Source organism: Peptostreptococcus sp. D1 (genome assembly GCF_900112955.1).
GTDB lineage: Bacteria > Bacillota > Clostridia > Peptostreptococcales > Peptostreptococcaceae > Peptostreptococcus.
The window spans coordinates 1-12,566 of sequence record NZ_FONP01000022.1; the positions used below are offsets into that span (position 1 = coordinate 1).

15 protein-coding genes are annotated in these 12,566 nt (G+C 31.1%); 2 read left to right on the top strand and 13 right to left on the bottom strand.

The features are described from left to right. Positions 1-123: 123 nt before the first annotated feature. Positions 124-336 carry a hypothetical protein gene (locus tag BM120_RS10275; protein ID WP_091995736.1) on the bottom strand — a complete coding sequence of 71 codons (213 nt, stop codon included), beginning with the start codon at positions 334-336 and terminating at the stop codon, positions 124-126. A 542-nt stretch (positions 337-878) separates the two neighbouring features. Between BM120_RS10275 and BM120_RS10280 the strand changes: the two genes are divergently transcribed. Both BM120_RS10280 and BM120_RS10285 read left to right on the top strand, forming a co-directional pair. Then, positions 879-1,184, top strand: coding sequence for a hypothetical protein (locus tag BM120_RS10280; protein ID WP_091995738.1), 306 nt, complete (start codon positions 879-881; stop codon positions 1,182-1,184). A 43-nt stretch (positions 1,185-1,227) separates the two neighbouring features. Further along, the gene (locus BM120_RS10285; RefSeq protein WP_091995740.1) at positions 1,228-1,626 is read left to right on the top strand and encodes a hypothetical protein; all 399 of its coding nucleotides are present in this window, start codon (positions 1,228-1,230) and stop codon (positions 1,624-1,626) included. A 105-nt stretch (positions 1,627-1,731) separates the two neighbouring features. Here the strand turns inward: BM120_RS10285 and BM120_RS10290 are convergent, their stop codons facing one another. The 12 genes from BM120_RS10290 to BM120_RS10345 all read right to left on the bottom strand — a co-directional run. Further along, complete coding sequence (locus BM120_RS10290) at positions 1,732-3,090, bottom strand: sensor histidine kinase (RefSeq protein WP_091995742.1); 1,359 nt, start codon at positions 3,088-3,090, stop codon at positions 1,732-1,734. A gap of 24 nt (positions 3,091-3,114) precedes the next feature. Next, positions 3,115-3,825: a response regulator transcription factor gene (locus BM120_RS10295; RefSeq protein ID WP_242941607.1), complete on the bottom strand. Its 711-nt coding sequence runs from the start codon at positions 3,823-3,825 to the stop codon at positions 3,115-3,117. A 243-nt stretch (positions 3,826-4,068) separates the two neighbouring features. Next, entirely contained in the window at positions 4,069-5,016 is a 948-nt protein-coding gene (locus BM120_RS10300) for a bifunctional riboflavin kinase/FAD synthetase (RefSeq protein ID WP_091995744.1), read from the bottom strand. Between the two features lie 10 nt (positions 5,017-5,026). Further along, positions 5,027-6,010, bottom strand: coding sequence for a tRNA pseudouridine(55) synthase TruB (gene truB, locus BM120_RS10305; RefSeq protein ID WP_091995745.1), 984 nt, complete (start codon positions 6,008-6,010; stop codon positions 5,027-5,029). After that, positions 6,000-6,995 carry a DHH family phosphoesterase gene (locus BM120_RS10310; RefSeq protein ID WP_091995747.1) on the bottom strand — a complete coding sequence of 332 codons (996 nt, stop codon included), beginning with the start codon at positions 6,993-6,995 and terminating at the stop codon, positions 6,000-6,002. Before BM120_RS10310 ends, truB begins: the two co-directional genes overlap by 11 nt. Positions 6,996-7,069: 74 nt before the next feature. Beyond that, a complete protein-coding gene (gene rbfA / locus BM120_RS10315) occupies positions 7,070-7,408 on the bottom strand; it encodes a 30S ribosome-binding factor RbfA (RefSeq protein ID WP_091995749.1) in 339 nt (112 codons plus the stop codon). 49 nt (positions 7,409-7,457) lie between these two features. Beyond that, positions 7,458-9,398 (bottom strand): translation initiation factor IF-2, encoded by a 1,941-nt coding sequence (infB, locus tag BM120_RS10320; RefSeq protein WP_091995751.1) that lies wholly within the window; start codon positions 9,396-9,398, stop codon positions 7,458-7,460. Positions 9,399-9,456: 58 nt separating this feature from the next. Then, on the bottom strand, positions 9,457-9,771 hold the full coding sequence (locus BM120_RS10325) for a L7Ae/L30e/S12e/Gadd45 family ribosomal protein (RefSeq protein ID WP_091995754.1): 315 nt from the start codon (positions 9,769-9,771) through the stop codon (positions 9,457-9,459). Positions 9,772-9,798: 27 nt separating this feature from the next. Continuing rightward, the gene (rnpM, locus tag BM120_RS10330) at positions 9,799-10,083 is read right to left on the bottom strand and encodes an RNase P modulator RnpM (RefSeq protein ID WP_091995757.1); all 285 of its coding nucleotides are present in this window, start codon (positions 10,081-10,083) and stop codon (positions 9,799-9,801) included. A gap of 17 nt (positions 10,084-10,100) precedes the next feature. Further along, entirely contained in the window at positions 10,101-11,378 is a 1,278-nt protein-coding gene (gene nusA, locus BM120_RS10335; RefSeq protein WP_091995759.1) for a transcription termination factor NusA, read from the bottom strand. 21 nt (positions 11,379-11,399) lie between these two features. Next, on the bottom strand, positions 11,400-11,867 hold the full coding sequence (rimP, locus tag BM120_RS10340) for a ribosome maturation factor RimP (protein WP_091995760.1): 468 nt from the start codon (positions 11,865-11,867) through the stop codon (positions 11,400-11,402). Between the two features lie 402 nt (positions 11,868-12,269). Continuing rightward, positions 12,270-12,566: sortase B protein-sorting domain-containing protein (locus BM120_RS10345; RefSeq protein ID WP_143076542.1), on the bottom strand; the 297-nt coding region annotated here is incomplete at its 5' end.

Consider the following 12,566-nt stretch of genomic DNA (forward strand, 5'->3'; position numbering starts at 1 on the left):
TCTTAGTTGTCAACACATATGTTACACTAATAAGAAAGTTTTTTCCAAATTTACATCTTCAATCTAAAAATTAAAGGATTCGAAGTCAAGGAGAAAAGCTGTGCATACAACCTTTCCATTTAACTACCACTTGTCCTTAAATGTACTTATTAAAGATAACACCCCTATACTTGACATCACAAAAAATATTGTTATTTTCAAATACTTAATTACACTCTCAACTATTATCACATCATGCGTAGTTTCAAGTTTTGACTTCAAATCAAATTCAACAAGCAAAATGCTAATAACTAAACAGAAATACAATGCGTACATAACTATACTAGCTTTTTTCACAATTATCTCCCCCTATCTATTAATGTATTATTTTTCATAATTCAAAACATTTTCATATTTAGTTTATTAGATTATCTTGAAATTATGCTTTGACTATGTCCTAACTCATTTTTCTTTAGCTACTCTTTATTATAGCATCTTTTTTACAACATTTATACAAAAACTTACTTCCTAGCCTTAGCTTTGAAATATCTACTATACCTTTATTCGAGTCGAGTTAATTCCTACATTACCAACATAACGACAGTCAATCTAATAATTGTCTGAAATATTAATAAAACTATTAATATTTTTTAATCTTCAAACTATATTCTTAATTATTATTAATATTTTTTATAATAAAAGTATGATATAATAAATTTAAATAAAGCTTTATTAAATTAAAATTTACGGAGGTTCTTTATGAAAAATAAAAAATACACAAAAATATTAATTACTATTATTATGTCATTTAGAAATCTCAGAAACCAAAACGTATAAATCCTGTTAGATATAAAAAAATCAACATAAGAAAATATGATGAGAGATCTCCTTATTATAAAGTGTCTGCAAGTGCTGCCAAAGGTTTTACCATTTCGACAAATAGCTCAAAAGCCTTTGGAGTTATTGTCGAAGGAGCAATAAAAGGTCTGGGATTCGGATTAAATTATGTATTAAGTAGTTCAACTTCATATACAGTTACAAACAACGTATATAATATGGCTCATATTGGTTGTAGAGTTGTATACGAAGTTGAGAAGGGTACAAGAGTCTATTATAATGCGCAAAACAACAAGGAGCTTGGAAGAAACGCATATACATACAAAAAACCAAAAACAATTGAGTATGATTTAATAAAAGTTTATTAACCATATTTATACTTAAAATTTCTTATGAAAAGGAGTGTTCTCAATGAAGGTCAGAGAATTTAAACCTATTTACAAAATACTAATTATTCTATTATTTCTTATTGTCTTTTACCTTCTTCTTGGTAAAATTCCAATTGGAAAGGTAAACGATAATGGAACTTATTCAGTTCCAATTAACGATGTATTGAAAATAAGTGGTTTAAAATTATTAGCATACAATTTTGTTGGATATATTATCGCTCCAAAAGCTCAATTATCAATTGAAACTGAAAAAAAGCTAAAAATATGTTCAATTTCATTTTTAGCCATTTTTATTATTTGTTTATTGATGTATATTTCCAATGTCATTGATCTGATATTTTTTTTGGTATTACAGCCATTCTTTCCAATACTAGGATTAATTAATGGATGTCTATTGGGAATACGTAATATTAATAATTAATTAATGGATGTATTTAGGAATACGCAATATTAATAATTAATTTTCGCAAATATAAGCTGCACCTTTTTCAAGCAAAGATTTTGGGTGCAGCAATTTTTTTCAGCTTTAACTCTGTATTTTAAATGCAAGCATAATAAAATATTCATTTCCAGCTATACAATCATATTTATTTCCAAAATCACTGTTACTGTCAATACAATATCCGTCCATATACCTCATCATTATTTTTATATTTTCTACACCGACTTTTGTTCCCTTAATTTTTAACACCTCTTCTGAAACTATGTTTCTAAAATAAACTCTATATTCATTATCAACAAATTCAGATTTAATTTCAATAGTTTTATCTTTTTGTGCATACTTACAAATATTCGACAATATATTAGACATTATTCTATTTAATAAAGTATGTGAAATCATTACATATTGTCCATTAAATTCAAAGTCTTTCAAATTAACATTAAATCCACTTTTTAATAAATCAATATATACTGCAGTAACATACTCCCCTATAGATGTTTCTATCATCTCCGTATAAACAGCTTTTATTTTACTATCATTTCTAACAATAAAATATTCAAAAAGCTGTTCTGAAAGCATCTCCATGTCCTTTAATTTATCTGATATCCTTTCGATAACATTATCTAACTCTTTATCCGAATTTTTTTGTTTCAATACCTCCACATAGTTTGATAATCCGGTCATCGGTGTTCTAAGATCATGAGCCATTCCGGTTACCAATTTTTCTTGCTCTTTTTTTAATTCAATTTCTCTTTTTTCTTTTTCTAAAATTGTATTTTTCATAGAATTAAGAGTATATGCCAGCGTTGTAATTTCATTATTGCCAACAATAGTAAAATCATTATTTAGTTTATTTTTTTCAAATAGTGATACTTCACCACTAAGCAGATTAATATACTCAATTTCATTTTTGAAATTTTTCAAAAAAATAAGTATAAAAAAAAGAATACCTATAAGAACAGAAAATACAAGAACTCCTTCTTTTATCTCATGATAACAATCAATTGTAAAATATGCTGTCAATTTTTTACCGTCTGAAAAATTTATCGACATACTATAATTTGATTTTATCGACAAATCTCCAGGAGTTACCAATATATAGTCATAATTTTTTTCATAGCCCTCTTCCTTTACATAGCTTTGTTCAATATCATCACTATATACCAGCTTATTATTATCAAAAATATTTAAATCCAAAAACCATTTACCTTTACTCCAATTTCTTATCTCTTTTCTATCCTGAGATGAAATATTATTTTCTCTAACATATTTTTTAAAATCCAACGCATATTGTTCTTCATAATAACAAGATAACAAAGTATAGTTAGAAGCATAAATTTCCAATAAAAGTGTATAAATCAATACTACGAAGATAATGGAATAATAACTACTTTTCAGAATTATTTTGTTAAACTGTTCGGAAAGTTTGCTTTTTGCTCTCATAATATTTATCCTCGCTCAATTTTTCTAAATGGAAATATAATATCCTTTTCCCCATACTGTCTTAATATATTCAGGAGTTTTGCGAGTATCACCAAGTTTAACTCTCAAGTTTCTAATATGAACGATTATGCTATTAGCTGCAGCTGTAACACATGCCTCTCCCCATATTTCCTCGTATATTTCACTGGCTGACATACAATTAGGAGAATTTTCCATCATTACAAGCAAAATTTTATATTCAACTTCAGTACAGCGAATACTCTTTCCATTTAATATAACTTCATTCATATCTTTATTTACAAACAAATCCTTATATATATAATATTCAAAATTTCTATGAGTTTCACTTTTATTATCGATATTATAAACATACTGCCTTCTCAAAATTGCTTTTATTTTTGCTAGTAGCTCTGTATACGAAAACGGTTTTACAATATAGTCATCTCCACCTGCTGACAGCCCCATTATCTTATCTGATTCCGATGTCTTTGCGCTTATGAACAAAATTGGCATAGTATATTTTTCTCTGACTTCTCTACAGAATTGAATACCAGACTTGCCTGGCATCATCACATCAAGAATAATAATATCTATATCCTTATTTTGTTCTATTATATCAGTTCCTTCCTCAGCGTCCCCAGCTAAAAATATTTCATAACCCTCTGAATCAATAATCATTTTTATACTTTCTCTTATATCCAAATCGTCATCTACAATCAATATTTTCTTTTTCACTGATTATCTCCCCCAATTTACTTAAATTACTCTATTATAACATATATTAAATTACTCTATTATAACTATTTTAACATATATATACTAGCTTTAAAATATGTGATTATAAAATAAAGAACAATAACAATGAACATTTAATAACCATTGCAATTGTGCTTCAAGCACCAAAGCATAAAAATAGAGAAGGCTTATTTTTATCCTTCTCTAAATTACTATTTATATCTATTTTCCATCCCAATACATTTATTCAGTAAATGCGTGTTTCCTTAGATGCTCAACATAATTTTTTCTGACATAGTCCACATCTTGTTCCAGCTGTTGCTTTAGCTCTTCTTTGGAGTTGAATTTTATTTCTTCTCTTATCTTTTCTACAAATTCAATCCTAAGATTTTCACCATATATATCCTCATCAAAATCTAGAATATATGTTTCAATGCTCAGTTTTTTCCCATTAACGGTTGGATTTGTACCCACATTTGTAGCGCCACAATAAATAGCATCACCTATTTTTGCAATAGTTGCATAAATACCTTTATCAGGCAAAACCATACCAGAATTATACTTGATATTCGCAGTTGGAAAACCTATTGTTCTACCAATTTGTCTCGCTCTCACAACTTCGCCCTCAATAGCGTAATATCGCCCAAGTAATTTCTTTGCTCCAACGACATCGCCACTGGAAATCATCGCTCTAATATCAGTGGAGCTCACTCTCTTTCCATTCAATATAACTGGAGTTACAACCTCTACGTCATATCCGTATTTTTCTTTAAAATTAATCAATACATCTGCATTTCCTTCTTTTTTTCTAGCAAAGGAAAAGTCATGCCCAACAATAATCATTTTTGCATTTAGTTTTTCCACCAAAATTTGTCGTATATATTCCTCGGCACTAATTTTCGTCATTTCCTCATTGAATGGAATATTTAGCAAAATATCCACTCCGAGTGATTCCAAAATTTTTTTCTTATCCTCTGAAGATATTATATTCTTTACATATCCCGGCTTAAAGAAATTCACAGGATGGTTTGAAAATGTAAAAACTACACTTTTTAAATTATATTTTTTTGAATAGTTGACAGCTCTTTTTACCAAGGTCTGATGCCCCTTATGCACTCCATCGAAATTTCCAATGGTTATACATGTGCTGTCAGTCACATTTATATCATCAATACACTCATATACCACCATATTTACACCATTATCCTATATTAAAAATTTTTTCACTTTTTACAGTCAGAGTGTCATTTTCAAACTGAAGCTTTCCTATTCCAATAAATTCATTTTCATTTGAATACACTCTTACTCTGTATATTTTATCACAATTTTGGCATTTTGAATTATCAAAAAGAAATTCTCTCACACTGCTGAGATTGAAATCAAATTCAATAAATCTATTCATCTCAATTTTTCCACCATTAGAATAATATTTTACAGCATTATCCTTCAGCTTCAAAAATGGAAATTCAGATAATGTTTCCTCTACAGAATAGCTGTGCTCAAAAACCTCTTTATCTTCAAAATATTTATGCAACTCTTCAAGTGTAATAGAGTCTTCTATTTTGAAAATACCACTTTTCGTCCTAATTAAATCAGACATATGTGCACCAACTCCAAGAATTTTTCCAACGTCATGACAAATACTTCTAATATATGTTCCCTTACTACAATGTACCTCAAAGCTTACCCTTGGTAAATCTATATCCAATACATTAATTTCAAATATTTCAACCCTTCTTGACTTTATTACAATTGAATCTGCATTTCCACTTCTGGCAATATCACACATTTTCTTTCCATTTACCTTTAATGCTGAATAAATCGGAGGGTATTGATCAATAATTCCAACTTGAGTTTTTAGAGCCTTTATTACATCTTCTTCTGCTATGCTTGAAGCATCTACTTCATTTAGTATTGTTCCACTAGAATCATAGGTATCCGTTTCAATACCAATTGTCATTTCACAAATATATTTTTTGTCCTTGTTAAGAATTATATCACTCAGCTTCGTCGCTCTTCCTATACAAATCGGCAATACTCCTGTAGCATCTGGATCCAAGGTTCCAGTGTGCCCTACTTTTTTAGTATTAAATATTTTTCTCACTTTGTATACAACATCATGAGATGTCATGCCTTTTGGCTTATTTATGTTTACAATTCTATCAAATTTAATGTTACTTTCCATTTTTAAAATACTCTTTCGCCTTTTCAATAATCTTGCTTTTTACAGCTTCCAATTCTTCATCAATAAATGTACATCCAGCAGCTCTTATATGACCGCCTCCGCCAAATTCAGACGCCAATTTTGAACAGTCAACATAATTTTTTGATCTAAAACTAACCTTGATTTCTTTTATTGATTTTTCTTTTATGAATATACCCAATTCTATACCGTTTATATCCCTCGTATAAGGTGTAATTGAATCAATATCATCGTATGATATACTATTTCTTTCCATCATAGCTTTGGTTACAGATATTATTGCTATATGTTCATCTACAACCTCCAAGCCATTCAATGCCTCACCCAAAAGTTTATAATAGCTCAAGCTATTATTTTGAAATATCTGTTGAATAATTTCGTCTTTTCTTGCACCAAAATCCAATAACCTTGCAGCCATAGTAAGTGAGCTTGATTCCGTATTTGAATATTGGAAGTTTCCAGTATCAGTAACGACACCCACGTATAAATATGTAGATATAGCTTCATCAAATATTGATACAGAGTATTTTTTTTCATATTCACTTATTATGTTATAGACCATCTCGCTTGTTGAGGATGCTTTTGTATCAATATATTTTACTTCACTGTATTCTCCATTAGTAATATGGTGATCTATACATATTATTCTCGATGCGTTTTCTAATATTTTTTTATCTACACAAAGCCTTTCATACGAGCCTGAATCGAGTGCGATAATAGTATGCCCACTATCATTGATATCAGTAGATTTTTCTTTATTTTCATTTAACAAAAACAGTAAATTCTGTGGGTAATCGTCATCCAAAACATATCTCACTCTCTTACCCAGCTTTGTCAAAAAGTAAAGCATTGCCATAGAGGAGCCTATATTATCTCCATCTGGGCTTACATGAGAGGTCACAATAAAATTATCTAATTTATGCAGATTCTCAACAACATTATTTATTTCATCTATATTTCTAGTCATCTTTCCTCCAAATTTTATAAAAAAAATAGATGGTAAAATACTTACCATCTATTTATTATAACACTAAATTTATCTTATTTGTTAAGATTCTTTATCAATTCATCCATGTGCATACCTCTTTCAATTGAATCATCAATTTTAAAGATTATTTCAGGAACATATCTCAGCTTTATTTCTTTACCAACCTCACGTCTAATATATCCCCTTGCACTGTTTAAGCCCTCCAAGGATTCTTCTTTATTTCCTCCAAGAATACTGATGTATACAAAAGCATACCTCAAATCATTTGTTACTTCAACATCGGTAACACTAATCATAGAAGTTATTCTGGGATCCTTTATCCCATTGATAAGCATTACACTTACAACCTTTTTCACTTCTTCACTTATTCTTTTTATTCTATTTGAAGCCATACTACACCTCTTTCTGAAAATAGTATATCATAGTTTCAAAATAATACTGTTATTCAATTGTTCTTTCTACAGCTTTGACAATATATGCTTCAACTATATCTCCAACCTTGATATCGTTATAATTTACAAAGCTCAATCCACATTCAAAGCCCTGTGCAACTTCCTTTACATCATCTTTGAATCTCTTCAATGCTGCCAATTCTCCTTCATGAATAATAATACCATCTCTTACTATTCTCACCTTACAACTTCTCATAATTTTTCCAGATAGAACATAACATCCTGCCACTGTACCTACTCCAGAAATCTTATAAGTTTCTCTTATTTCAACCTTTCCTGTATCTTCATCTACATATTCAGGATCCAACATACCACTCATCGCAGCCTTGATATCTTCAATTGCTTTGTATATTATAGTGTATGTTCTTATATCAACAGATTCTTTTTCGGCTACCTGTTCAGATCCGGAAACCGGTCTGACGTTAAATCCAATTATGATGGCATTAGAGGCTGATGCCAACAAAACGTCTGACTCTGTAATAGCACCAACACCACCATGTATCACTTTAATCTGAACTTCATCATTTGAAAGTTTTTCCAAGCTCTGCTTAACAGCTTGAACTGATCCTTGAACATCAGCTTTTATAACAATATTCAAATCCTTTACCTTACCCTCACTCATTTGAGCAAAAAGTGCATCAAGAGAAATTTTAGAAGAAGCCTTTAACATTTCTTCTCTTTGAAGAGCCTGTCTCTTTTCTGCTATCAATCTGGCTGTTTTATCATTTGGCACTTCTACAAATTGATCACCACCAAAAGGAACCTCAGATAATCCTAATATTTCGACTGCTGTCGAAGGTCCTGCCTGTTTTACTCTCTTTCCTTTATAGTTTATCATTGCTCTTACCTTACCACTTGCAACACCAGCAACTATTGGATCGCCTACTCTTAAAGTCCCTCCTTGAACTAATACAGTCGCTACAGGTCCACGACCTTTATCTAGTTCAGCCTCTATAACTGTTCCTACTGCTCTCTTATTTGGATTCGCCTTTAATTCTTCGACTTCAGCAACCAAAAGAACCATTTCAAGTAAGCCCTCAATATTTATTCTCTTCTTTGCTGATACTTCAACAGAGATAACATCCCCACCCCAGTCTTCAACCAAAAGACCATGTTCAGATAATTCTTGTTTTACCTTATCTGGATTGGCACCCTGTTTATCAATCTTATTTATAGCTATTATAATAGGTACATTTGCAGCCTTTGCGTGATTGATTGCTTCAACAGTCTGAGGCATTATTCCATCATCTGCTGCAACAACTAATATCGCTATATCGGTAACCTGTGCACCTCTCGCTCTCATTGAAGTAAAGGCTTCGTGACCTGGAGTATCTAAAAATACTATCTTCTGACCGTTAATTTTTACCTCAGAAGCACCAATATGCTGAGTGATACCTCCTGCTTCACCTGAAATAACGTCTGTATCTCTTATTGCATCCAAAAGAGAGGTTTTTCCATGGTCAACATGTCCCATAACTGTTACGACTGGAGGTCTTGGAACCAAATCTTTTTCATCATCCTCCTCTATATCCATCAGTGCTTCAATTTCCAATTCTTCAACCTCTGAAGAATCATTTCTCATCAAAGTAAATCCAAATTCAGCACAAACCAAAGATGCAATATCAAAGCTTATCTCTTGATTTATCGTAGCCATCGTACCCATCTTCATCAGCTTCATAATTACTTCTGAAGCTGATTTTCCCATACTTTCAGCCAAATCCTGAACAGTAATTTTATTATCGACCTCGATAACATTTCCCTTTTCTTCTCTTATCTCTTCGTTTAGCATTTCTATAAATAATTGAAGATTTTCACCTTCTAAATGCTTGTTGTCTACCATTTCAATACCAAAGCTTTCAATTTTTTTAAGTAGCTCTTTTTCGCTCAAATTATAGTCTTCGGAAATATGTTTAATACTTGTCTTAGACATAAATACCACCTCCTAAATTTGCCCTGTAATATGTCCAAACAAAGATTTCAATTAATATTTATAACTCAATATTATCAATCAATTTTTTTATCTGCAAAGCCATATTTTTATCAGTTATTCCAACTACAGCTCTCGGGCTTTTTCCTATCGACTTACCCAATTCGGATTTTTCACCAAATATCATAAAATCAATATTTCTAAAGCTGCACTTGTCCATAAATAACTTTTTTGTGTTATCTGATGCATCTTTGGAAATAACCACCAATGACACACTTTTTTTCTTCACACTTCTCAACGTAGTGTCATCACCTGACACCAAATTACCAGATCTCATGCATAGACCCAACCATGAATATATCTTTTTCTTATCCATATAAATTCTTATCCATATAACAACTCACTAATCATTAGTAGAATCAATTTTTTCTAATTCATCCAGCAAATGTGAATAAACATCGTCTTCTACATCCATTTTAAAGCTTCTGTTAAATGCTTTTGTCTTGATAGCTTTAGAAAGGCACTCCTTTGTAGCACATACATAAGCTCCTCTACCATTTGCTTTTCCGCTTGGATCCAAAAATATTTCATTGTCTTTATTTTTGACAACTCTAATCAATCCCTTTTTATCTCCACGCTCCTGACAGGCAATACACTTTCTCTGAGGAATTTTTCTCTTTTTCTGCATAAAAACACCTCCCAAAATTAGATATTTTCAGTCTCAGCTTCTTCATCAGCTAAAGCTTCAATATACATTTCTTCAGCTGATTCTCCTTCAAAGAAATCATCACTTAGAGAATCATCAGCTTCAGATTCCATCATTTCATCCGAAAATTCATCTTCAAACAAATCTTCTTCAATATCATCAGCTTCATTTTCTGCTGCCAAATTATCTATCTCTAGCTTTTCAAGAAGCAATCTTTCGTCTTCCTCACTAAAATCTGATTCTGGCTTAATATCAATCTTCCAGCTTGTAAGTCTAGCTGCCAATCTTGCATTTTGACCTTCTTTACCTATTGCAAGCGACAACTGGAAGTCTGGTACTATAACAACAGCAGATTTATCTTTATTGTTAACAAATACCTTTGTGACTTTTGAAGGACTCAATGAAGCCTCAATAAATTCAGCCATATCATCACTATATTTTACTATATCTATCTTTTCGTCACCAAGCTCATTTACTATATTTCTAACTCTAGATCCCTGAGTACCTACGCATGCCCCAATTGGATCTATCTTACTATCAACGGATTTAACTGCCATCTTAGTTCTTGATCCAGCCTCTCTTGACATAGACTTTATTTGGACAATGCCCTCTTGAATTTCTGGAACTTCCATTTCAAACAATCTCTTTACAAGTCCAAAATGAGCTCTTGAAATTATTATCTGAGGATTCTTATTTGTTCTATTTACCTCAACAACATAGAACTTCATTGTTTTGCCAATTTTGTATTCTTCTCCCGGAATCTGTTCACTATGTAGTAAAATACCTTCGCCTTTTCCAATTTGAACATATACTATCTTCTTGCCATCACGAACAGTCACTCTAGATATCTCTCCTGTAACCAATTCATCCTGCTTCTCAACAAATTCATTATAGGTCATTTCTCTCTCAGATTCTCTGATTTTTTGAACTACTATTTGCTTCGCTGTTTGAGCTGCAATTCTACCAAAATCCTTTGGAGTAACTTCAAACTCTAAAACATCTCCTATTTCGTAATTTGGATTGACCTTTCTGGCTTCATCTAATTCAATTTCCAAAAAAGTATCGTATAAATCTGATTCATCAACTACAGTTCTCTGTGAGTAAACCTTGATATCACCTGTTTCCTTGTTCATATCAACTCTTACATTCTGTGCAGAACCAAAGTTTTTCTTATATGCAGAAGTCAAAGCTTGCTCAATAGTTTCCAATAGAACATCTCTATCTATACCCTTCTCTTTTACAAGTTCTCCAAGAGCTTGTATAAATTCTGTATTCATTTTACTTTATTTCCTCCATTATTAAAATTCAACTGCAAGACGAATTTGAGCTATTTCTTTTCTTGTAAGTGTTTTTTCATTATCGTCATAAATTAAAACAACATTTCCAGCCTCATTTAATCCCTTTAAAGTAGCCTCAAATTGCTTTGTTTTTAAAGCTTCATCATTTTTATATAGCTTCACTTCGACTTGTCTTCCGGAATATTTAGAAAATTCCTTATCTCTTTTCAATACTCTATCAATACCTGGAGAGCTTACTTCTAAGAAATAATTATCTTCAATAAAATCTTTCTCATCCAAAGCTGGACTAATTTCTTTGCTTACCATTTCACATTCATCAAGTCCTACACCTTTTTCACTATCCATTACTACTCTCAAGAAATAGACTCCAGCCTCTTTGACATATTCAACGTCAACAAGTTCAAAGCCAAGCTTTTCAACCACTGGTAATATCAATTCCTCAGCTTTTTGTGCAATAGTTTTTTTCATCATCACACCTCCATATTCAGTTGTAAAATTTTCATTCACATGAAAAAATGTGAGCCATTAATCGCCTCACACAAAAACAATATATTTGATATTATACCATTTTGGGTAGTATAATACAAGTACCTAATCAAATATGATGGTGTCAATTTTGTAGTGTTATAATTGATGTAAAACAAAAAATGATAAAACAGAATTTCTCTTTTTTCTTCTTCCATAAGTCCTACTTTACACTTTTTAGGCAAAGAAAAACAGTAAACCAATTGATTCACTGTTTTTTTACAACTATTTTATAAAAACTTACTTCTTAGCCTTAATTAATGCTAAAAACAATAAAACAAAACCACTAATTGCTAATCCTATTCAAAAAAAGATTTTTAAAAATAATCTTTTTTCCATTTTAAATCAGCTTTCTTTTCTTCTTTTTCTAATTTCTATAGCAATAAGCAGTAATCCCGATAATCCAATCAATATACCATATAGCGACAGATTAGATCTGTCTCCTGTATTTGGCAATGTCTTATTATCCGGTGTTCGTGGCTTGTTATCGTCAAAATTTAGTTTTGGTTTATTGCCATCGGAATTAGGTGTAGGCTTATCGTCAGCAGGATTTGGTTTCGGTTTATTGTCATCAGGATTTGGTTTCGGCTTATCCTTTTCTATTACAGTAACTGTTGCTTTTTTAGTTGTACTTGCTCCGTC

Coding starts and splice junctions, on each gene's coding strand:
- BM120_RS10285 (WP_091995740.1), top strand. CDS start 1,228: ATGAAGGTCAGAGAATTTAAACCTATTTACAAAATACTAATTATTCTA.
- BM120_RS10290 (WP_091995742.1), bottom strand. CDS start 3,090: ATGAGAGCAAAAAGCAAACTTTCCGAACAGTTTAACAAAATAATTCTG.
- BM120_RS10300 (WP_091995744.1), bottom strand. CDS start 5,016: ATGGTGGTATATGAGTGTATTGATGATATAAATGTGACTGACAGCACA.
- truB (WP_091995745.1), bottom strand. CDS start 6,010: ATGGAAAGTAACATTAAATTTGATAGAATTGTAAACATAAATAAGCCA.
- BM120_RS10310 (WP_091995747.1), bottom strand. CDS start 6,995: ATGACTAGAAATATAGATGAAATAAATAATGTTGTTGAGAATCTGCAT.
- rbfA (WP_091995749.1), bottom strand. CDS start 7,408: ATGGCTTCAAATAGAATAAAAAGAATAAGTGAAGAAGTGAAAAAGGTT.
- infB (WP_091995751.1), bottom strand. CDS start 9,398: ATGTCTAAGACAAGTATTAAACATATTTCCGAAGACTATAATTTGAGC.
- BM120_RS10325 (WP_091995754.1), bottom strand. CDS start 9,771: ATGGATAAGAAAAAGATATATTCATGGTTGGGTCTATGCATGAGATCT.
- rnpM (WP_091995757.1), bottom strand. CDS start 10,083: ATGCAGAAAAAGAGAAAAATTCCTCAGAGAAAGTGTATTGCCTGTCAG.
- nusA (WP_091995759.1), bottom strand. CDS start 11,378: ATGAATACAGAATTTATACAAGCTCTTGGAGAACTTGTAAAAGAGAAG.
- rimP (WP_091995760.1), bottom strand. CDS start 11,867: ATGAAAAAAACTATTGCACAAAAAGCTGAGGAATTGATATTACCAGTG.